Here is a 23,177-nt window from a genome sequence, read left to right on the forward strand (position 1 = left end):
AACTACTTTACTTAGCTAAAAAATGCAATAAGTAGCCTTTCAAAACAAACTATAGTAAATTATTTTACTTGCACTGTATAATTCCCTGTTCCACCGCCATACTTATATACACTTAAGTAATATTTCCCTGGCTTCGCATTATAATTTCCAAGCAATTTGTTTCCATCACGTTTTGTTGCATAAGCTACATAATTATTTAGATCTGATTCAGAATATAATACCCAGTTCAGTCCAAGGTTTTGTTCGTTCGTAACAGAAATCTGTAAATCTTTTTGATCCTTTACATCAATAACAAATTTATCCCCCTGATCTTGATCGCTTAAGTTTCCTCTTAACAAAATGTTCAAAGATAGTGGATTCGCTGTTTCAAATGAATTATTCGGTTCTTTTTCTACAGCCGTACCTTCTTCTGTATTCACTCCGCTAAACACAACATCATATTCAAATTGTCCAGCATTATTAACACGGTAATTTACAAAATAAGCAGTCAATGTTTTATATCCAGTCCACTCTTTTCCTGAAAGACGTTTCAACATATCATTTGTTGCTTGATTCATTACTTTCCAATCCTCAATCTCTCCTTTTGCCGCACTTCCAGTATATGTCCCCTGTAGTGTAAATGTATTAAAGAATTGTGATTTATTCTTTGTTACTTTCACATCTTTTAACTTTGCTTCATTAGTGATATCTGAAGTAACGTCCGAAAGCGATTTTGGATCATGCTGCGCTAAGTAATCATCTGATACTTGTGGAATTGTATACTTATCACGATTATCAATAAGCGTTTGCATATAAGATTGATATTCTTCATTTAATTTATTATCTTTGCTTAATGTAGAACGGTATGCATCGTAACTTGAAACATCATTAGCACGAATTAAATCATGCACTTTATCGAACATTTCAGGACGGTTATTATACATATATGATTGCAATGCAAACGAATAGTTATAAAAATCAAACGTTCCATATTTCGCATTTAATGTTTGTGCTGCTGTGTAACGTTTTGCAGGATCATTAGATAATCCACCAATTATACTTTTTCGCGGTACTACACTATCTAATCGCGTTGCACCTGCAAAGAACTCTGCATTCCCTTCTTCAAACCATGTTAAACGTTCATTTTGATACATTTCCCCTTGGCCCCATAATCCCTGAACCTCGTATCTTCCCTGTAAGTAGTGTGTAAATTCATGGCGGAACAATTCTTCCAAACTATAAATACTTTGCTGTGGTGTACGTTCATATGTAAAGAAAGTTCCCGTTCCTTCAATGTACATTCCACCATTATTCGTTTCATATCCATACAATTGACGGTTAAATTGATATTCATCTGGACTATTATAAATAACCATTGTTAACACGTCATCAACATGTCCACTTTCAAGTGGTTTATCACTACCAACTGTACGATAAAATTGAGAACGAACTTCTTTTGCCGCCCAGTATAGACGCTTAATTTTCTCTTCACTAACTTTATCCCCAGCTTTAAAGACAATTGCTCCATCATCAAACGTATACGTTTTCGGTAAATATTTCTTTTTACCCTCTTCTCGAATTTGATCTAAATTCACAGTTTTTCCGTTCGCATCTAATCCTCCATAATTTGTAGTAATTTGTTCTGCTGCAACAAAATATTGCTCTCCTAAAAATGGATAAATTCGCATTGCATCTGTAACAACTTGTTGTCCTTTTGTTGGCGTACTATGAAGCTTTCCTAATCGACCAGCATAGTAAATTCCGTTATTAATTAACCATCCGTTTTTATTTGTTACAGTACCAATTAGTGCGAAACGACTTACTTCATTAATAAAGTTATCAATATTTCGATACCACATCGTATCTTTTGGCTCTTTTTCAGTCGTGTACATATCCGTCTGAATATCAAAGTCAATTCCCTTCATCAACTCATAAATAGCGTCTCCTTTCGTTCGGTCTTCAATGAAAGTTGCAAGATTATCGTTATATTGTTTAAAAATTTCACCTGCATATAAAACCGTTTCAACATCAGCCGATGCATTTCCAATTAATTTTCCATATGATGAAATAACTTTATTTTGTTCTGATGTACCAAGTTTGAAATTCGGATTTTTTGCAATTGTTTTTAAAGCCGGTAAACATTTATCATGGTAGCTACGCTCATTTAGTTTGCTTAATTCATCATGGTAAAAACCTAAATAAAATGCTGCACGTAGAGCTTCTACTAATGTTTCAATCCCTTTTGAATCATCTTTCGTATAAGCTTGTCCTTGTTCTGCTAGTTTATTAATAATCGCTTGCATTCGGCTATCATCTTGATAGAATTTGAGACTATCACTATTAAACTGAAATAATTCCGGAATTTGATACCAATTAATTGTCACAAGAAGATCAGTTAATTGTTTGTTACTTAATTGATTTAACTCAGCCATCGAATACTTTTTTTCTTCAGCTAACGGTTTAACATCCTCGTTTGGTGCTAGCGGACGCTGCGATAAATCCGATAACTTTAACCGTTTTGTAAAAGATGCATTTTCTTGTACTGCTGAAGAGTGCGCCAACTCATCAACGGATTTTTGTATTCCTACCGGCTCCATTTGTAATACGTTCTTCACATTTTTTTCTTTTGTCTCTGCTTGAATTTGTAAACCATTGCATGATATTGTCACTAGTCCAACACCAAGAATCAACTTAGAAATTTTCGAATATTTAACCATACCATTGCCCCCTTATAATTTTAAAGAAAATTCTGAATTTTAAAATCAGAACATACTTATTTGTATGTATTTACAGTTCCGCTATAAATACAAGTATGATCAATGATGCAATAGTAGCTTGTTTTATACTATTACGAATACAGATTCCTTACATACAATTCCCCTTCCTTAAATTTAATACAAGCAAAAACTGTGCCAATGCTATTTCTTATGAATAGCCAACATTCTTTTATTAATACTGTAGAATAAAATATACATAGATGTTTCAGCAATGTATAAATATTTTGACACAAACTCCTCTTTTTACGATGAAGGATTCGTTGGAAATTATTTTTGCATTAGCCAGCAAATAGTTTTCAACTAACCCCATTCAAAAAGGTAAATAAACATATTACAAAAGGATTATGTTTACTTACCTTTTCCTATTTTATATAGATAACAAGCTATCTGTTGATAAAAACAACGTTAATTAGCATTTTGTTACATCAGTTCATATTATGATACTTATTTCTCTTTTTCAGATAATCCTTTTCACATTGTAACGGTTTGTATTCCACCATTTTCCCTTGCTTCTTTTTCGTTTCGGTAACAACCCATTCCCCTTTTTCAAGTTCAAGATGTTTTATTACATTTGTATCGTCTATTTCTTTATAAAGTACAAATGCTTCTTGCGCCCTCACAAATAAGCTAGGCTCTCCTCTATATCCACCACTTTCAAAAACTTTAGTTAACGAATTATAATAAGTATCATCAACCCGGCCACCATACATGAAGTGTGCAGCTTCTAAATCTTTTTTACTTACTTCCCAAAAGCTATTTTCATCAAAATTTAAATTAAACGTGGATTGAATGTCCTTCATTATATTCTTGACATACTTTTCATCTCGAGTTTTTCTTTCTTCGAGACAATCCGAAGATAAGCTTGGTGCATCTGATTGGGAATGTACAACATGTTGAATAGATACACATAAAACAAATACGCTTAAAATATACAATAGTTTTTTCATATTTACGTATCACCTCAAATAATGTAGATACTATATTATTTGAGGCTTAAGATATTCTTATGCTATAAATGAGAAATGTCCTATAAAATAGACTTTTTATAGGACATTTCCTTTTAATATTGCTTTATTAGATTTACCGGTGAAGCAAGTACTTTACTACTTTTTACATCATATAATCCTATAGGCGTTACCCGTATAAAAGGCAAGTGCGTCGCAGAAAAGAATAAAATCGTAAATGCCGGATCGTTATAGGCATATCCTCGCTCTTGTAGTAATTTCACCATTTTTTTCTCTTTATGTATTAATTCGCTCATTTTCAAATCGGACATAATCCCGAGCAACGGTAATGCAATTTCGTGTAACACTTCATTTCTTTCCGCTATTACCATACCGCCACCTAGCTCTTTTACTCTATGAAAAGCTGTAAGCATATCTTCTTTACTTTTTCCAATAAGAATGATGTCACCTGTACCAGAATAAGAACTTGCAAGACCTCCTAATTCTTTCGCAAAACCTTTCACAACTGTATTCACTCGCCAAGTGCCATCACGAGCAATCATCATAAGGAAACATTCATCATGCTCAATAGAAAGTTCCTCACCGTTTAAGTCGATTTCAGTTACATATGGTTTTGAAATAACATCATTTAATAATTTTATACCTGTTGTTTCAGAAAAAATCATATCTTCTTTCTTTAAAGACCAGTCTAGTTGTAGAGGGGTTACTTGAAATTCATCCCATTCTATACGTAATGCTTCATTTTTGTTTACTCCGTTACGCTTCACCCATCGTCCCTTTGCAATTACACTAATCGGCACCGGGTTTTCTTTACTTTCCAAAATATTAATATTTGCAATTCTTCCTGTCGCAATCGAGCCGTGTAAATGTTCCATATTATAATAACGAGCAATATTATAGCTTGCCATATTATAAGCATCAATTACTGGTATTCCTTGCTTAATCGCTATTTCTATCAATCTATTTGTCATTCCGTTTTCATAAAATGACGGATGTGAACCATCTGTTGTGAAAATGAATCTATCAAATTGCTTAACACCTAATTCCAGTAGTTCTTTCAGTAAAACTTCTAAATCAGGCCTAATTGAAGAGTTTCTAAGAGAAACAGTGTAACCTTGCATAAGCCGAGTTAAAGCTTCTTGTCCTGTCATCGCCTCATGATCACAATCCGTACCTAATAACTTTAACTTCGCTAACGTTGTTTCAGACGCACCTGGAAAATGACCTTCTACTTTCTTCTGTAACCACTTTGTTTCCTGTACCCAATTTAACATTTCCTCATCACCATTTAATAATTTGGGCCATGCAGTTAACTCGCCGCCCTGAAGAACATCTTCATGGTTAAGCCATTTCATTATTTCTTCACTATTAAACAAGGATTCCCCATTTTGCAACTCAGTCTGTCCATCAAAACGACACCACCAATACATACTTGCTGGAATCTTTTTAAATTCATCTAACAAACGAAACGCTACTTCACGTTGTAATGTGAAAAATAAAGTTAAATTATCATTAATAAAAGTAGTTGTCCCAAATTGCATTGCATAATTTGCTAAAGTCTCTGGATTATATAATTGATATGGATGTGCATGCGGTTCTATGTAACTAGGAACTACATATTTCCCTTCGCAATCAATAACTTCACAATCAGTTAATCGCTCTGGCAGTTTTTCTCCTACGTATACAATTCGATCATCATATACCCAAATATTCGCTATCGTCCATTCACGTAAGTATGAATTTAAATACGTTGCATTCTTTAATAAAATGTGCGGACTTCTCGTGCCATCTAGTACTTCAACATGTTCTCGTAATTGCTTATTACTCCATTTATAATGATTTTGTCCCAATGTACTCAACTCCAAATCTATTAATTGTTATATTGGTTAAAACGAGAAATAGTTAATCAACTAAAGTATTCTCCATTCATAACTCCCCTGTATAAATCCCTATAACCTTTATTATATGGAATGGTTGTAAAAATAACAATTTTCAGAATTAAAGGTATACCTCTTTGCTCCAAAATAAAAAGGATGTCATGCAACTGACATCCTTTTTATTTTTATACTAAGCAATAAGATTGATTTTCACTTTGAAATACACTTGATGCCATATCATAGATGCTAATACTGTCCATAGTTACAAAATTTAAAAAGCACCTCTTTTATATACAACAATAGCAGAATCCAATTCATTTTCTTTTTTCTATTTATTAAATTCAATTTTCATCATTTTATTAAACTGCGTAATAATATCAATCGCACCTAAAGAGTTAATACTGACAGCCAATGTATGTTTGCCCCCAATTACTCCCCCAACAAAAGTTGTGAACCCAGGAATTGCCCCTCCGTGACCCCAAATTGAAACACCGTTTGGAAGTTTAGTCTCATAGATTCCAAGACCATATCCATCACCAACGCCTTCTCCTTCTGTAGGAACTGTAGTAAGCATTTCTTTTAATTGATTCTCCTTCAGTAACTTACCACCGAGTAGAGATGAAAAGAACGTATTTAAATCGTCCGCATTAGAAATCATATCTCCAGCTGAATTAGCTAAACTCGGATTATAATACGTTATGTCTTTCAACTCGCTTGTTCCGTCAATTTTCATATACCCTCGAGCATGATTCTTTCCTGGGATAACGGTTGAATTCCCTGGTAAAAACGTATTTGACAGATCCAAAGGTTCAATAATTCGCTTTTCAATTTCTTCTGCATAACTATTTCCAGTTATTTTTTCAATAAGCATTCCCAATATTACGTATCCTGTGTTTGAATACGACCACCCCTTACCTGGCGAAAAATCAGGTGGTAGAGAAAGCCCCATTTTCACTATTTCTTCTGCTGTATACGTTTTTTTCGAATTCATTATGTCAGCGTCTTTTGACTTTAAATATTCAGCTATACCACTCGTATGATTCAAAAGTTGACGTATCGTAATTTGATTGCCATCATACCCATTTCCTTGAATGAGACCCGGTAGCCACTTTTCAATTGGATCGTCAAGTTGTATACGATTTTCTCCTACTAATTGAAGAACAGTCGTGGCAGTAAACGTCTTCGTCACGCTACCAATCCGAAAACGATAATCCGATTTCATTGGTTTCTTTGTACTTAAATCCGCCACGCCAGCAGCATAGCTACTAGTTTTTCCGTTGTTAAACGTCTTAGCTAATACCCCTGGTGTTCCAAGCTGTACTGATTCCTGCATTACTTGTTTCCAGCCATTCCGATTCTTTTGATCATGTGATTGTGACGGACTTGATATATTTTGTACTGACTCTGCTTTCACAGTAAAACCTGGTGTGAATAGAGTAGTACCTGCTAATAGAACTGACAAACTTGCTAACTTTATTGAATTACATTTTTTCATAAGGCTCTCTCTCCTCTATTAATATCGTATTGATGATTCATTCGTACAACCCTTTTCTTCACTAACAATATAATGCCTCTATTTTAAGTACTGATAATTTCGTTCCTAACAACCTGTAACTTTCACTTTTTGACATACATGTTGTGCCAAAAAATCACTACTATTTCTTGCAATACTCCATTATCTAATTGATTATTTAAGTTAATTTCTTCCCCCTTCACATCAAGTTATACTCTAATCCTATATGATAAATCTCTCTTTTTTCTTATCCATTCCTTACGAAATGCTTACGTTCAAATTTGGATACGATAAGCTGAGAAAGAGTTTTGTATGAACATAAAAAGAGAACATAACAAAAGTTATATTCTCTTCCCTTCTTATTCATATCGCAAACATTCAATCGGATCTAATTTTGCTGCTTTATTTGCCGGTAGTATACCAAATACAATACCGATAAACATAGATATTCCAACCGAAATCAGTCCTAAATTTACTGAAACAATAAATGGCTATTCTGCGAATATCACAATTAACCACGCAAAGAATACGCCAAGCATAAATCCAATTAAGCCACCTAGTGCTGTTAAAATGCAAGATTCAATAAGAAACTGCATTAATACTTTACTACGCGTTGCACCAAGCGCTTTTCGGATGCCAATTTCACGAGTACGTTCTGTTACAGATACAAGCATTATATTCATAACACCGATGCCACCAACTAATAACGAAATTCCAGCAATTCCGCCAAAGACCATTTTTATCATATTCGTAGACTCGTCTAAATCCCCCATAAACTCGTTTCCATCCTCTGGAGCTTTGAATTTATGTTCAAATTTAGGCGATTTAATTTCATTTATACGTGTACTGCTTCTTTCCCAACACTTTCCCGATCATCTTTAGAATGTAATTTCACTGTGACCGTATCATATTCGCTTACTCCTGAAATTAGAGAAGTGAATATGAGTGATCAAAATAAGGAATAATTCTATTCGATTCATCCCCCTCTTTTCACAATAGTTCAACTATCTATTACAACTATGTAAATTCGAGAAAAATAAAACTACCTGCCTCCAATAAACCGTAGAGAACAGGTAGTTTTGATCTTTTTCAAATTTCATTTTGAATCGAAAAATTCATAAAAAACGTCATCCTTTCTGTGAATTTTCAAAAAAAATAACATTTTTCTCGTTATATAGATATAAAATTATTTTAGCTTAATGTTGATGTGGTAGCCCCCTTTTGAACCGGTATGTTTTTTGAAGCTAAGCTTACAATAATAGTTATTACGATATTAATAAATAATACTATTGATCCTGTACTAATGTCGTTAATAGTGTGTGGGACTGTTGGAAAAAAGGTTGCGACTTTTATATTAAAAATCGTAGCATACAATACAAGGAGCACTCCTGTAATAATTCCAGTCATTGCACCATATTTATTAATATAATTTTTTTTGGAAAAACTAAGGAATAATGCAGGTGCCAATTGTGCGATAAGACTGTATGACATGATATTTAACATTGCAAGTGCTGTCCCGCCAAACACTGTGAAAATTAAAGCAGTCAAAGAAAGGATAATGATGAACAATTTTGAGGCTACTAATTGTTGTTTTTCGGTAGCTTTTGGAAAAATAACATTGTAAATCCCTTTTGTTAAGCCAACAGATGCAGACATTAACATAACGGATGCTGGTACTAAAGCCGTTAGTAAACCAGCTGCTCCAACTATTCCAATGACCCAAGGATCAAATGTTTGAATAGATAATCTTAAAAGAGAAAGATCTCCATCAGCTCCTTGTAAACCAGGGATTTTTACAATAGCTGAAAAGCCAATAAAGAAAACAAACAGTAATAATATAGTGTATAAAGGTAGGGTAATTGCATTTTTACGAAGTGCTTTTTCACCATTTGCTGAGAAAACCACAGAGAAAGAAGTCGGTAATAAATAGAAAGATATTGCATTTAAAAGGATAGTAGAGATAAACCACGGTACACTTAGTCCCTGATCGGCTAACGTTAACACTTCAGGTTTAACAGCCTCAACAGACTTAAACATTTGCTCAATTCCTCCAAAATAGTGGATAGGGATGTATAGGCCTAAAAAAATAACTACTCCCAAAATCATAATATCTTTAATCACAGCTGTCCAAGCTGAGCCATGAATACCCGAGATTATTACATATGTTGTAATAACTATTGCGCCTATAATACTTGCAACTATTGGTGAAATAGCTCCAAAAGAAGCCTCTGAAACAATGATCCCTAACCCTTTCATTTGTATACAAATATATGGTATAAGGGCTAAACTTCCCACAATAGCTACTATAACCCCCATTGCACGACTATCGTATTTAGATGCAAAATAGTCAGGTTGTGAAATAATACCATGTTCTTTACCGTATCTCCAAATTTTAGGGGCAATCCAATAAGATATTATATATGCTAAAAATATATACGTGGGTACATAATATGCAGCAGCACCTTTGGAATACGCCCAACCACTTCCCCCTAGAAAAGTAAAAGTCGTATAAACCTCTCCAGCTATTAATAGGAATACGAACAAGGTTCCAAAACCTCTGTCACCAACTGAAAATTTCTGCAAATTCATCTTTTTTCCTTTTCTTGCTGCTATCCCTAAACAAAGAGATAGGATTAAGAAAATAAAAATAATAAATAATGATATATTCATTCTGTCTCACTCCCTTTATTATCGGGATCAAGCTTATAAACAATGGTTAAAATAATTGAGGAAAGTACCATCCAAAATACAATCCAAAATAAAAGAAAAGGCATTCCTAATACGTAAGGCTCAATTCTATTTGCAAATGGCAAGAATCCAACACACCCTATAAAAGGGATTAAGAGTAAGAGTTTAATATATTTCAAAATATGCTCGACCTCCTATTTCATGGTTTGAATTTTTATGGATTAAGAACCGCTATCATAAAAGGAATTGTTAACTTTTAAAATTTTTAATTTTCTGTCTATTTTTACAAAAAAGGATCTGACCACTTTTATGCATAGCCAGATACTCTCTCCCATCTAATAAGAGGGGCTATTTCGTTTTTTAATTGATGTATAAAATAATGCGAAGTACTATAATTGCCCCCTCTTTTGCCTAAATCTAATTTTTCATCATTAAATCATTCTCTTTTTGATAGACAATTTCTCCATCAATAATCGTTGTCTCCACTTTCAAATCCTTAATACGGTCTGGTTCAGCCTTTAAAATACTTTCACTTAAAATAACTAAATCAGCTAATTTCCCTACTTCTAAGCTACCTTTTATATCCTCTTCAAAACTTGCATAAGCGCCATTCCATGTGTAAAGTTTAATCGCTTCTAGTACACTAATGGATTGATTCGTGCCAATTTCGACTCCAAATTGGCTTTTTCTATTAACTGCAGTATGAATTCCTAATAAAGGATTATAATCCGTAACCGGTGCATCTGAACTACCTGCTGCAATAATACCTTTATCTATATAGTCACGAGCAGCGTACATATAATTCACACGTTCACCATAATTGTGAGCATATATCTCGCCATATTCATATGGAAATGGTGGATTTGGAATAGGGATGACTTCCAGTTGTTTCATTCTTTCTTGTAAATCTGGGGTTGAAACTCCTGCATGCTCGATTCGATGACGATGATTTTTCCTTGGTGCTTCTTTTAACGCTCTTTCTACGCAATTTAAATACATTTCAATGGCTTTATCACCTTGAGCATGTACTGTAATTTGATATCCTTTTTTATGTGCTTCACCTAAAACTTTATATATTTCTTCCTCACTATAATAAAGAATCCCGAAATTGTTAGGATCACTGGAGTAGGGTTCTCGAGTTGCAATCGTTGGACCAGAGCTACTTCCATCTAAAAATATTTTAGCCGGCCCAACCCTAAATTTCTCATCCCCTGTACCGGTTACTATCCCTGCATTCATCATTTTATTTACAAATTTATCGGATTCATTTATGGTACCAATTATTGCATATACCCGAACGCCGATGTCTTTAGTTTTTATAGCTGTTTGTAACAAACGATAACAATTAGAATCAAAAGTAGCTGCTTCATGAATACTCGTGATACCCCCTGAAATGAAATGATCCGACGCGATTTTAACAGCTTTCATAAGTTCAGCATCTGTATAGCTTGCTACATCATTCATCTTCATATTTGCAGCCTCAAATAATTTCCCTGTAATTTCTCCCCTCTCATCCTTTTCAATTACTCCACCTTGAGGATTCGGTGTATTTTCGTCAATTCCAGCCTTCTCTAGTGCTGCTGTATTTACGATACAGATATGTCCGCACGTACGAGAAATGATGATTGGATGCTCCGTTGAAATGGCATCTAGCTCTGCAATCGTTGGATACCTTTTCTCCTTTATGGTCGTTTCATTAAACCCCCAAGCTCTTATCCACTCACCTTCTGGAGTTTCCAACGCTTTTTGCTTAAGCTCATTCAGCACATCTGCAACAGAGTCGATGTGACTTTCTTTACAACTGATATTCAACTGAAAAACCCCATATAAAACCAAGTGTATGTGTGCATCAATAAATCCAGGAAGAAGAGATTTCCCTGCTAAGTCAATGACTTCCGTCTTCTCTCCAATAAATTTATTCATTTCTAAATTTGAACCGATCCCAATTATTCGATTATCCTTTATTGCTACAGATTCCACTATTGAGTTTTGTCTGTCTGATGTAATAACTTCACCATTGATAAATACTAGATTTGCTTTCATACAAACACCATCCTTTTTATATAAGTACAAATTGAAAAACTGACATAAAACCTTTCTTTTTAGGTAGGAGAGAGAATCCGATTAGATCTTTTTCCTGCCCCAACCAAGTGAAAACAAAGTGAGAAAACGAGTGCAGATCACCTTTTAGTCTTCATAACCGTGACTTATATACCAGAAAATCAAAATAAATATATTTCAAGTAATTTTTACCTATCATTCTATTAATTAGAATCACGCACCTTTAAAGCGCTTTCAACAAATGACATTCCTAGCATAAGCTTTTTTCTCTGTTAGTAAAAATGACGATCCTCTTCCATTCCGATAAAATGAAAAATCCTTGGTAAATAGAAAATATTTCTTTAAATACCTCCCTCTATAAATTAATCATTCCGCACTGTACACTTTTATATTGCAAAAATCATGCCATCAATTTGGAACAAAAATATTAAAAGTAGACGGAAAATTACAAAAAATCTATTTAAATCTAGCAATTGTGAGATATAATGAATTAAATTCGTTTCAATAGATTCATAAATGGTTCATTCTGTTCACTAATTTCCATCTACTTTGAACCACTTGCGGTTCAACATAGATGCATTCATAGGAGGATTTAAGCCATGTCCGACATTCCTGTCCAAATTGAAAGCAAATATCTCTTGCAGATTCTTGATAGTCTTGAAAGTGGGATGAATATTGTAGACAAAAATGGAACGATTATGTGGGTAAACCAAGCGTGTTGTAAGCTTTTTAACAAAAGCAAGGAAGATTTGATTGGCAGGAATATTTTCGTTCTGAAAAAAGAGGGTGCGTTCACTCCGTCCGTAATCGAAATGGCTTTACAAAATGGAAGTACTGTAACCACTGTGCAAGAAATTACTGGTGGTAATAAGATGACAGTAACAGGGGACATTATTTTGGATGAGCAGGAAAACCCTGTTTATTTTGTAGCACATGGTCATGATATAAGCAATTGGATGGATAATGTTTCTAAACTAGAATGGGAAGAATTAGCCCCCGTATTGAAGCGGTATTTACTAGAAATAAAAAAAATGAATACCCGGTATATTCTAATAAAGGAAGAACAGTCCTTTATCGGACATAGCAAAGTACATAATTTGCTTGCTGAAATTATGGAAAGAGTGGCAAGTGTTGATTCAACTGTGCTTATTAACGGAGAAACAGGAGTTGGAAAAAACGTAGTTGCAAAGCGTATTCATGAATTGAGCGAACGAAACAGTCAACCCTTTGTTCACTTAAATTGTGCAGCAATTCCCGATTCACTTCTCGAATCTGAATTGTTCGGCTACCATAAGGGAGCCTTTACAGGTGCTAATCCAAAAGGGAAAACAGGGCTCGTTAAAACAGCCGAAAAAGGCACGCTTTTTTTGGATGAAATTAGTGAACTTCCGCTACATCTGCAGCCAAAGCTCCTTCAATTACTACAGGACAAAACCTATATGCCTATTGGCGGTTCACAGTTAGTAAAGGCTAATATTCGCATCATTGCAGCAACAAACCGCAAAATCGAGGAAATGGTAAAAGAGGGAAAATTCCGGGCCGACCTATATTATCGCCTTCATGTTTTACCAGTAAACATTCCACCGCTACGCGAGCGACATGAAGATATTTTTCCGCTAATCCATTTCTATTTGCAAAAGTATAACCAAATATTCAACCAAACACGTACCTTCTCAAAACAAACGATAGGTGTTTTACAACGTTATCAGTGGCCGGGAAATATACGCGAGTTGGAAAACACTGTTGAACAGCTCGTTATTATGGCTAAAAAGGAAGAAATCTCGGTTCATGATTTACCAGAGCGCTTTCTCTCAGTAAGCATGAAAGAAGAAGCTTTACAATCTCTGAAAAAAGGCAACAATTTAAGCGAGATTATCGAAAATATGGAAAAAACAATTATTGAACAGGCAATTAAGGAAAATACAACTACACGTAAAACTGCAAAATTTCTTGGAATTACCCAAACTTCACTGATCCGTCGGTTAAAGAAATACAATATCCGCAATGAAAAAGAATAGCGTTTTTGTTGTAGGAGGAATTAATTTTTTTCTTAATTTGATGGCTATAAGGCGGTACCCCACGCCCACCAAATTAAAATTTTGAAGTCCGTCCAAAATTTCATCTCCCTTTCTCACAAGATTACGATTTTATTAAGAACTAATAATTTTTATAATTAGTTAATTTCTCAATATAATTTCTGCATATGATTCCATTCAAAGATACAAAATATCTAAGTAACTATTTATAATTACATTGTTTTTATATCTAAATTCACAAAGGAGCTACATAACATGGATGAAAAAAATCTATTAAGTCAACAACTTGACCACGTATCATCAGATGCTCTAAATACTCCTAGTAAAGCTCAAGAACAGATGGAAGAAACATCTCAAGAGGCACATAATCCAGACAACACCAATGTTAAAAAGAAAGGCATTAATCAAGATTTACATGGCGTGGACTTACCAATTTCAGACGTATATAGAACAACAAACAAAAAGTAAATTTCAAAGAGAAAACTCTTAAGAACGAGTAAACTTAATTCTTTTCCCTTTTCCTATTGGGGTCCCGCCACATGCCCATCAACTTAAAAATGAAAACAAAGTGTACTTTCATTTTGTGGAGGTAAAGCATTCCTAAAATAGAAGCATACTCTTAATAATATGCATACCAAATAAACCCTAACGGGTTTCCTTTTTTAAATTATGCAACTTTCTTTTGTTTTTTCAACCCATTATACTCATAAACAACACCCATAATATCAAAAACAGTCTTCTTCTCATATCGATGAGATTTTCTTCCGTTCTTCTGTAGGAGGTGGAACAGGCTGATTAGGATCTTTGTTATTTCTTGGATGTTTTGTTGTATGGCTTGATACAAACTCGATAAGTGATCTTGAATCATTCCAATTGCTTTATATTCACTTAATTCTTGTTTCTTCTTTTGTAAAATTAATTGTCGCATCTTAAACATAGTAGAAGAACATAGAAAAATGGCAATGAGTTTTCCATAAACATGGCATTCTAATCGCTCTTGTTTAATATGTTGCCAATGATGAATTTGAAATAAGGATTTCCAAGTTTTAAAAATGATTTCAATTTGCCAGCGGAGAGAGTAAAAATTATGGATTTGTTCCATCGGAGCAATCTCCCAAGGTGTATTGGTAACATATAGGTTCATGCCAGCTAATCGTTTGCTTTTTTCCGAATATGTAATCCCTTTTTTACTTTCTGTGTACACTTGTTTTTTCATACGCTCACGAAGTTGTTTTTCTGTTAATCGATACATAATCACCCGAGTAAATAGTTTTTTATCCTTTCCAATATAAGCTTCTTTTATTTCATAGGACTGTCCTGGTTTTAAGGTATCCATGATGTGCTCTAAATCAACTTTGATGTACTGAGATTGTTTTTTTATTGTTCCGTTTCGAAAGTATTCAGGAAATTCATTTTTGACATATACCCTATTGTTTAATTTGAGTCGCGATATATAGTACACACCACGTTGATCCATTTGATCTAAATCATCCAGTGAATAATAGCCTAAATCCCGAATACATAGGTCACCAGGGCGTAATGTTGATAAACACTCTGTTCCAAAGGTTTTATCATTATTTTTCCCTGGTTCCACTTGGAAATTTAAAAACTGACCACTATGTAAATCATATTCTAACTGGATTTTTATACCCGCTGTTTGTGCACAACCACCTGATCCAGGATATACATTGGCCAAGTGTTTTGGTACGTGAAAAATGGTTGCATCTAAAATACGAATTCGCTGAAAATAGGTAAGTGAAACACTTGGAATTGCTGACTTTCCACAAACTTTATTTTTTAATAATGTGGAGAAAATATGTTTCAAAAAGAACACTGCCTTTTTATTAAAACGCTTATTTAGTCCTTCAGGACTCATAAGAATTCCTGTTGATGCATGTAGCTGACTACACAATCGGACTAATGAATCACTCGCTACTCGTTGACTAATCCAGACACATATAGTAGCTAAATCATACCCTGAAAATTTACGTTTTCGTTTTACAAAACCTAGCTCTCTAGCGAGATTTTCCAAAAATGAAGGGGTAAGATGTTCATATAATTCTTCAGCAAATAATTGTAATTCGTCAGAAATTGATAGATACATACAAAAACGCCATCCTTTCCTATGATTCTACAGAAAGAATAGCGTATTTTTTGGTTCTGGTGCAAAGGTAGTGGAAAAGAAAATATAACATATATATTTCTAGCATAATGGTAGGATAATCCTGGTTCCTCATCATTTCTACTAAATCACGAAAAATTAAGTTGTACCGTACCAACGTACAGTTAACAAAATAATATCTTGCTGATAATGCTTCCATTTGAACAAATTTTCCTTTTCCATACCGATCACACATCTTTTGTAGAGTAATAGTATCAGCATACCCCAGTTTAAGAGGTTACTTACAAAATATTTAGAATTTTTTGCAAGAATCCTCCGAAATGTAATACGGACTTTAAATATTTTCATTTATAATTCTCTATTTGTCTATACTTTTCATATCGCTGTTGTATAAGCTCTTCCGAGGATAATAGTATCAATTTTTTTAGAGATGATTCGATTACAGATTCAATCATTTTTGCCTGTGATTTTATATCATTTTGTGCTCCACCTTTAATTTCAGGAATGATTTCATCAATAATTCCTAAATGTTTTAAATCTTTTGCTGAAATTTTCATATGTTCAGCAGCTTCTGGAGCATACTTAGCGTCCTTCCATAGGATAGATGCTGCTCCTTCTGGCGAAATTACCGAGTACCATGAATACTCTAACATATGGATATGGTTACCGACACTAATGCCAAGAGCTCCACCACTTGATGCCTCTCCAATTACAATACAAACAATTGGCACTTTAAGTGTAGCCATTTCAAATAGATTTCGAGCTATCGCTTCAGAAATTCCACGTTCTTCAGACCCTTTCCCTGGATAGGCGCCTATTGTATCAATAAATGTAATAATAGGGCGATTAAATTTATCAGCTTGTTTCATAAGTCTTAGCGCTTTTCTATAACCTTCTGGATGTGCCATTCCAAAATTTCTTTCTATACTTTCCTTTGTATTTCTACCTCTTTGATGACCAATAACCGTAACGGGCATCCCTTTAAATTTTGCAATACCACCTATCATTGCTTTATCATCACCATATAATCGATCACCATGAAGTTCGAGAAAGTTTGTAAACAATAAAGCTATATAGTCCAATGTCGTGGGCCGGTTACGTAGCCTTGCAATTTGAACTCGTTGAAAAGGTGTAATATTAGAATAAATTTTATCTTGCATTTTATTTAAACGTTTTTCTAATACATGAATTTCTGACGATAAATCTACATTATTTTCTTTCATAATTTTCTTTAATTCATCAAATTTCTCTTTTAATTCAATAATAGGACGTTCAAAATCCAAACTCATTTTATCCTCCAAATGTTATGATTTACCTCACTCTAATCAAAAGGCTTAGAAATAGAATCAATAAATAATTCAAAACCATCCACAACTATTTTTTGTTCTGATTCTGATAAATTATTGAGAATACTTTGATAAAATGTAATGGATTGCTCTCTTAAGCAATTAACAGTTATGTGACCTTTTTCTGTGAGGTGCAGAAAAAGTTCTCTTCTATTTTTTTCATTTACTTCACGATAAATAAGCCCCTTTTTTACTAACTTATCTACCAATCTACTTACAGTTGAAGTCTCTAATCTAAGTTTATTGGATAGTTGCCAAACAGTTAATTTTTCCACCTCTAGTTCCTCTAACGCCATCATTTGAGAAGTTGGTAAAGGTTTTTCAAATGGTCCATTGGGCAAATTTTGAGATTCAAAAACCCCAGTTATTATAATCATTTTCTTAATATCTGTTCTTAGTTTTAAGGCATCTTCTCTTTTCAAAAAGGTCACCCTCCTACAACTAATGTATCATACATCAATTGTATTATACATGAATATGATTTTTTCACAAGCTTAACGTAAGCCAATATTACAACATGGACGAGATATTGCTTCTTGTTAAAATGGTATAAGTGGATTGTTTTCTACAAATGGCAGAACATCAATTATGTATCAGGGGCCTTTATGGGGTACCGCTCATCGCAATCAAGCTAAGAAAATAAAACTACCCCAAAAACGAAATTTTGTGATAACTTGTAACAAAAAACTCATAATTTTTGGGGGGAATTCTAAATTCTTAAGTTGATGGGCATGGGGTCCCGCCAGCATTTCGGAAAAAACCACGCTAAGTAAATTTGGATAAGAAAAGAGCCGCGTTACCCTATTAAGAGTAACGCGGCTCTTTAATCTTTAAAAAACGTAAAAATATAGTTTGTATAAATTAATTAAATTGCTGTAGAGAATTTAATAAGTTTTTATGAATAAATGATGTTATGTAAGAAAGTTGGTACAAGTTAATAGATGGTAATAGATAAGATGACTTTAACAGGTAATTCAAGGGTTAATCTTATCTATTATCATCCACATTCGAATATAAAGTATTAGAAATTAAGGTTATGGATAACTGGTATATCTATTCTAGGGAAACCACCCATACCCATTCCTGGGAAACCGCCCATACCTGTTCCTGGGAAACCACCCATACCTGTTCCTAGGAAACCACCCATACCTGTTCCTGGGAAACCGCCCATACCCATTCCTGGGAAACCACCCATACCCATTCCTGGGAAACCACCCATACCCATTCCTGGGAAACCACCCATACCCATTCCTGGGAAACCACCCATACCGGTTCCTGGGAAACCGCCCATACCTGTTCCTGGGAAACCACCCATACCTGTTCCTGGGAAACCACCCATACCGGTTCCTGGGAAACCACCCATACCTGTTCCTGGGAAACCACCCATACCGGTTCCTGGGAAACCACCCATACCGGTTCCTGGGAAACCACCCATACCTGTTCCTGGGAAACCACCCATACCTGTTCCTGGGAAACCACCCATACCGGTTCCTGGGAAACCACCCATACCTGTTCCTGGGAAACCACCCATACCTGTTCCTGGGAAACCATCCATACCTGTTCCTGGGAAACCACCCATACCTGTTCCTGGGAAACCACCCATACCTGTTCCTGGGAAACCACCCATACCCATTCCTGGGAAACCTATAATACGGTGAGAATCTAATGTCATGTTTGCACCTACTTTTTATAAATATTTCATATTCTTTTACATGTTATGCTTAAAGAAAATAAAAGAGCTTATTCTCATTTGAACTTAGGCAGACTAACTACTGATAAGAGGGTTTTATGTCAATTAGTTGGCGGGACCCCTACTAATAAAAATCCTCTATTGCTATAAAAATAAAGAAAAGGCACCTTAGGGTGTCTTTTCTTTATGGGGTACTGACCGCAAAACGCGGATTTTATACGCTAAGATTATACAGGATTTCATGCGTAGGCTACGAGAACGGTTTGAACTGCCCAATGCTGTTGTGACAGGAATGTATGAAATCTTGCATACAGAAAGGGAACGGAAAGCTAGAGTATGAATGGATTTCTGGGATTTGGTTACTACTGATAATGTGCTCCTATGTCAACTAACTCTGTATAGGATATACAAGATAAAAAACCAATACATAAGCATATTAAACTTGTTTTCGTGGTAATGTTTTCTAATGAGGGGGAGAAACTTGAATAATCAAGAGGACAGTATGGGCTTATTTGCGTTTATAGTATTTCTGATTGGAGTCATTACTTTTGGATTATATATCTTTACTGGAAACACTATTATAAGTGACACCATACTTATGAGTACTATTGGTGTCACACTCGTTTTATCTCTAATTTTATCTGTAATCAGTCGAAAGAATAGATGGGGAAAATTTTCACTTTATGGATCGAGTTCTGTAATTGGCCTAATCATATTATTCTATATAGCAATGTCTATTATTTGGAATCAACCTTAAATAACTAACTTCCGGTAACGGGATTTATGGAAAAACAAAAGGTGTTTTCACGTATGGAAAACACCTTTTCAGTCTACAACTATTTTTTAACAGTCTAATACTTTATTCTATAGTATAAAACATTTTTTTAATGAAACACTTAAAGTATTTTTATTATTTCCACTGTCTACTTGACAGGGATCCGTTCAAGATTGATCAAAATGGATTCTTCTCTTGTGAATCAGTACACATTTTTTATAAAAAAGATTGATAATTTTATAGCTGTGTTCTTCAACAATCGCGCCCTATAATGGAATAACATTATGATACGGTTCTTCGTGGCACATCTATGAATTTTTTCTATTTTCGAATTGCTTCTTTTTCTCTGAAATCAATGATTAGATCTGCATAAAGGTTGGTAAATTTCACTGTTTTTTTAGGCAATAAATATTACTTGTATTCGGCAAACCTATTTATATTTCTCGAGTCTCTTCCCTTAGCCACACTTTTTCTTCTTCATTTAAATAAGGAGCGAGCTTTATGTATACCTCTTGATGATAATTGTTTAACCATTGCTCTTCGCTCTCTGTTAACATATCCTTATTGATACCGGCTAAATCAATAGGGCAATACGTGATTGCTTCAAACTTCATAAATTGACCAAACTCTGTTTTCTCGTCCTCTACAACTAACATCATATTTTCAATTCTTATGCCATATTTACCTTCTAGGTATATTCCTGGTTCATTCGTAATAATCATGCCTTTTTCCAATATAACATTATTATTATTCCTTATGCTTTGTGGCCCTTCATGAATATTCAAGAAAAAACCTACTCCATGTCCTGTCCCGCATTTATAGTCCAAACCATACTGCCAAATTGGTTGTCTTGCTAAAACATCTAAGTTAGAGCCTGTTGCTCCATATAAATATTTTACTGAGCTTAATGCAATAAATCCTTTTAACACCAAAGTAAAATCTCTTTTTTGTTCATCGGTAAGTTTTCCTAAAACAATCGTTCGTGTAATATCTGTTGTTCCATCATAATACTGTCCGCCTGAATCAATTAAAAAAAGACCTTCATTCTTAAGAGTATATTGCGTTTCTTTATTAGCTTTATAATGCATCATCGCAGCATGTTCTTTATAACCTGATATCGTATCAAAGCTAGGTCCAACAAATCCTTCCTGCCCCCTTCTGAAATCTTCTAATCTTTCTTCTGCAGTAATCTCTGTAATCTCTTCTTTATCTACAAAGTTTTTTAGCCATTTTATAAATTTTACCATGGCTAAACCATCTTTTATTTCACACCATTTTAAATTTTTTATCTCAACTTCATTTTTAATAGCTTTTAAATTAGTCGTGATGTTAGGACTTTCAATTTTCTTTGTATTACTGTTAATGGAATTATATAATCTGATATTAGTTTTATTCGTATCTAAAATAATGGCATCTTCGCTTGAAAGATTTTCCAAGAATGTTTGTATTTCATGATTCGCTTTTAACTCGATTCCTTCAGCCTCCAGTTCTAATTTAACCAAAGAGGGAACCTTGCAAGAATCAATAAATAAATAACATTTTTGTTCTGCTACGATTACATTAGCTATTACAACTGGATTGTTAGGCACATCGTCCCCTCTTATATTCAAAAGCCATGCAATTTCATCAAGTGAAGTTAAAATATAATAATTTGCTCCTTTATTTTTCATTTCTGCTCTTACTTCATTTAATTTTTCTACTCGTGATTTGCCTGCATATTTTACGTCATGAGTAAAAATTGGTCCTTTAGGAATCTCTGGCCTACCCTCCCACAGATCACCAATTAAATCTTGATTCATTTTTAATACGATTTTCTTTGCTTTTAGATCTTTTTCCATCTTTTTAACCATATTAATTGAAAAAACATTTCCATCAAAGCCTACAATGCTTCCTTCTTTAAGAACATCTGCTAGCCATTCTGTATAAAGTGGTAACCCTGGATCCACCATTCTAAATAATCTGATTCCTGAGCTCTCAAGCTGCTTTTCAGCTTGAATATAGTATCTGCCATCTGTCCATAACCCAGCATCCTTTAATGTAATAACTACAGTACCTGCAGACCCTGTAAATCCTGATATCCATTGTCTACATTTCCAATGTTCTGCTACATATTCACTCTGATGTGCATCAAAACTGGGAATTATATAAGCATCCATTTGATTTTCTTTCATTAGCTGTCTTAACTTTTCGACCCTATCTCTGATATTCATTACTAATACCTCCATTTTCCTTAAGACTAAATTCTTTACTTTCACGATCATACAGCCATACGGCTAGTACTATACTAATTATTCCGGCTGTAAGCTTTGATATTATAAACGCTCCTAACATTTCTGGGGCTACTCCTGACACAAATCCAAATTGACCACCAAATACAAATGATCCACTTACTCCAAAGGCAGTACATACCACCTTTCCTTTAGGATTCATTTCCTTATATGTTCCAAATATCAACAGATTACTAGCCAAATTTCCTAGAATGCCTGCTACTGACACTGAATTAACCCCAAATTTCTCCCCTATTTCTTTAAAACTATTTTTAAAAATTCGATTAATAAGTGCTAGCATAGGATATGCTCCACCTAAAACAAATGCGATCTTGCCTACTATAACAGTAGATTCAGATAGTGGTGCTAATCCTGAGACAAGCCTTACACCAAATATCACATCTATACCTTGTAAAAGTAATCCAACAGTACTCAAACTCATTATAAGCTTTCCAAATACATTAAAAACTTTTATAAAAACATGAGGAGCTTTTAATAATCCTGCCCCTAAAATAATGGTAAAAACAAATATAGGTACCAGATTCCATACTAATATATTGATATTTATTTTTTGCCATAAGCCCGCTGCAAGACATCCTATTGGTATAGTAATAATTCCAACCAGCACACCCTTGGAAAAATATTTTTCATCCTCTTTAGAAAGCATCCCTAACGCGACAGGTATTGAAAAACTAATTGTGGCTCCTAAAGTAGATGCGATGATGATTCCTGAGAATGCCCCCATTTCCTTTGTCAATGCTAGCTTTTCAGCCATTTGATATCCCCCCATATCTACAGCTAAAAATGCTGCAGGAACGATAGAAGGATCTAGATGAAAAACTCTACAGATTGGAATAATCTCAGAGGATAAAAAATTTGTAAATATAGGGGCTAAAGAAAGTATTCCTATCATGCCAAGCCCTAAAGCTCCCATGGTCTTTATGCCTTCCTCAAATTTTTCACCCAGTTTCAAATGATTTCCGGTAATATAATCAATAGCTCCGATTACAAAAAAAGAACCGATTAGATATAATACAAATTTATCCATTGTTATTATCACTTTCTATTAACTTTATATAAT

16 protein-coding genes and 2 pseudogenes are annotated in these 23,177 nt (G+C 34.3%); 3 read left to right on the forward strand and 15 right to left on the reverse strand.

From position 1 onward, the window contains the following. Window positions 1-59: 59 nt before the first annotated feature. The 8 genes and pseudogenes from colA to JTF23_RS20120 form a co-directional block, all read right to left on the reverse strand. Window positions 60-2,696, reverse strand: a complete 2,637-nt coding sequence (gene colA, locus JTF23_RS20085; RefSeq protein ID WP_204209470.1) for a collagenase — start codon at window positions 2,694-2,696, stop codon at window positions 60-62. A gap of 485 nt (window positions 2,697-3,181) precedes the next feature. Then, the gene (locus JTF23_RS20090; RefSeq protein WP_204209471.1) at window positions 3,182-3,703 is read right to left on the reverse strand and encodes a hypothetical protein; all 522 of its coding nucleotides are present in this window, start codon (window positions 3,701-3,703) and stop codon (window positions 3,182-3,184) included. A 113-nt stretch (window positions 3,704-3,816) separates the two neighbouring features. Then, window positions 3,817-5,571 (reverse strand): adenine deaminase C-terminal domain-containing protein, encoded by a 1,755-nt coding sequence (locus JTF23_RS20095; protein ID WP_204209472.1) that lies wholly within the window; start codon window positions 5,569-5,571, stop codon window positions 3,817-3,819. A 355-nt stretch (window positions 5,572-5,926) separates the two neighbouring features. Next, window positions 5,927-7,093, reverse strand: a complete 1,167-nt coding sequence (locus tag JTF23_RS20100) for a serine hydrolase domain-containing protein (protein ID WP_002161328.1) — start codon at window positions 7,091-7,093, stop codon at window positions 5,927-5,929. A 377-nt stretch (window positions 7,094-7,470) separates the two neighbouring features. Continuing rightward, window positions 7,471-7,839, reverse strand: a pseudogene (locus JTF23_RS28365) (ABC transporter permease); the annotation flags it as partial. Between the two features lie 463 nt (window positions 7,840-8,302). After that, complete coding sequence (locus JTF23_RS20110; RefSeq protein WP_204209473.1) at window positions 8,303-9,781, reverse strand: sodium:solute symporter family protein; 1,479 nt, start codon at window positions 9,779-9,781, stop codon at window positions 8,303-8,305. Continuing rightward, window positions 9,778-9,978 (reverse strand): DUF3311 domain-containing protein, encoded by a 201-nt coding sequence (locus JTF23_RS20115; protein ID WP_016105227.1) that lies wholly within the window; start codon window positions 9,976-9,978, stop codon window positions 9,778-9,780. The genes JTF23_RS20110 and JTF23_RS20115 overlap by 4 nt, the downstream gene beginning before the upstream one ends. Window positions 9,979-10,216: 238 nt before the next feature. Then, window positions 10,217-11,842 (reverse strand): amidohydrolase, encoded by a 1,626-nt coding sequence (locus JTF23_RS20120; protein WP_204209474.1) that lies wholly within the window; start codon window positions 11,840-11,842, stop codon window positions 10,217-10,219. Between the two features lie 617 nt (window positions 11,843-12,459). On the opposite strand from JTF23_RS20120, the gene JTF23_RS20125 reads away from it, so the two are divergent. Beyond that, a complete protein-coding gene (locus JTF23_RS20125) occupies window positions 12,460-13,878 on the forward strand; it encodes a sigma-54 interaction domain-containing protein (RefSeq protein WP_204209475.1) in 1,419 nt (472 codons plus the stop codon). A 273-nt stretch (window positions 13,879-14,151) separates the two neighbouring features. Then, the gene (locus JTF23_RS20130; protein ID WP_204209476.1) at window positions 14,152-14,364 is read left to right on the forward strand and encodes a hypothetical protein; all 213 of its coding nucleotides are present in this window, start codon (window positions 14,152-14,154) and stop codon (window positions 14,362-14,364) included. Window positions 14,365-14,563: 199 nt separating this feature from the next. On the opposite strand, the gene JTF23_RS20135 is transcribed toward JTF23_RS20130, so the two are convergent. The 5 genes and pseudogenes from JTF23_RS20135 to JTF23_RS20155 all read right to left on the reverse strand — a co-directional run bounded on the left by JTF23_RS20135 (window position 14,564) and on the right by JTF23_RS20155 (window position 19,036). Further along, window positions 14,564-16,000, reverse strand: a complete 1,437-nt coding sequence (locus JTF23_RS20135; protein ID WP_204209477.1) for an IS4 family transposase — start codon at window positions 15,998-16,000, stop codon at window positions 14,564-14,566. Window positions 16,001-16,121: 121 nt separating this feature from the next. Continuing rightward, window positions 16,122-16,240, reverse strand: a pseudogene (locus JTF23_RS20140) (IS6 family transposase); the annotation flags it as partial. Window positions 16,241-16,362: 122 nt separating this feature from the next. Next, the gene (locus tag JTF23_RS20145; protein ID WP_204209478.1) at window positions 16,363-17,307 is read right to left on the reverse strand and encodes an acetyl-CoA carboxylase carboxyltransferase subunit alpha; all 945 of its coding nucleotides are present in this window, start codon (window positions 17,305-17,307) and stop codon (window positions 16,363-16,365) included. Window positions 17,308-17,339: 32 nt separating this feature from the next. Next, window positions 17,340-17,786 (reverse strand): MarR family winged helix-turn-helix transcriptional regulator, encoded by a 447-nt coding sequence (locus JTF23_RS20150; RefSeq protein ID WP_000817662.1) that lies wholly within the window; start codon window positions 17,784-17,786, stop codon window positions 17,340-17,342. Window positions 17,787-18,385: 599 nt separating this feature from the next. Then, a complete protein-coding gene (locus JTF23_RS20155; protein WP_252188032.1) occupies window positions 18,386-19,036 on the reverse strand; it encodes a hypothetical protein in 651 nt (216 codons plus the stop codon). Window positions 19,037-19,535: 499 nt separating this feature from the next. Between JTF23_RS20155 and JTF23_RS20160 the strand changes: the two genes are divergently transcribed. Further along, window positions 19,536-19,811, forward strand: a complete 276-nt coding sequence (locus JTF23_RS20160) for a hypothetical protein (RefSeq protein ID WP_234842429.1) — start codon at window positions 19,536-19,538, stop codon at window positions 19,809-19,811. 452 nt (window positions 19,812-20,263) lie between these two features. On the opposite strand, the gene JTF23_RS20165 is transcribed toward JTF23_RS20160, so the two are convergent. After that, window positions 20,264-22,039, reverse strand: a complete 1,776-nt coding sequence (locus tag JTF23_RS20165; RefSeq protein ID WP_204209479.1) for an aminopeptidase P family protein — start codon at window positions 22,037-22,039, stop codon at window positions 20,264-20,266. Then, a complete protein-coding gene (gene eutH, locus JTF23_RS20170) occupies window positions 22,023-23,144 on the reverse strand; it encodes an ethanolamine utilization protein EutH (RefSeq protein WP_204209480.1) in 1,122 nt (373 codons plus the stop codon). The genes JTF23_RS20165 and eutH overlap by 17 nt, the downstream gene beginning before the upstream one ends. Between the last annotated feature and the right edge of the window lie 33 nt (window positions 23,145-23,177).

This window comes from Bacillus sp. RIT 809, from assembly GCF_016892495.1.
Taxonomy (GTDB): Bacteria; Bacillota; Bacilli; order Bacillales; family Bacillaceae_G; genus Bacillus_A; species Bacillus_A cereus_U.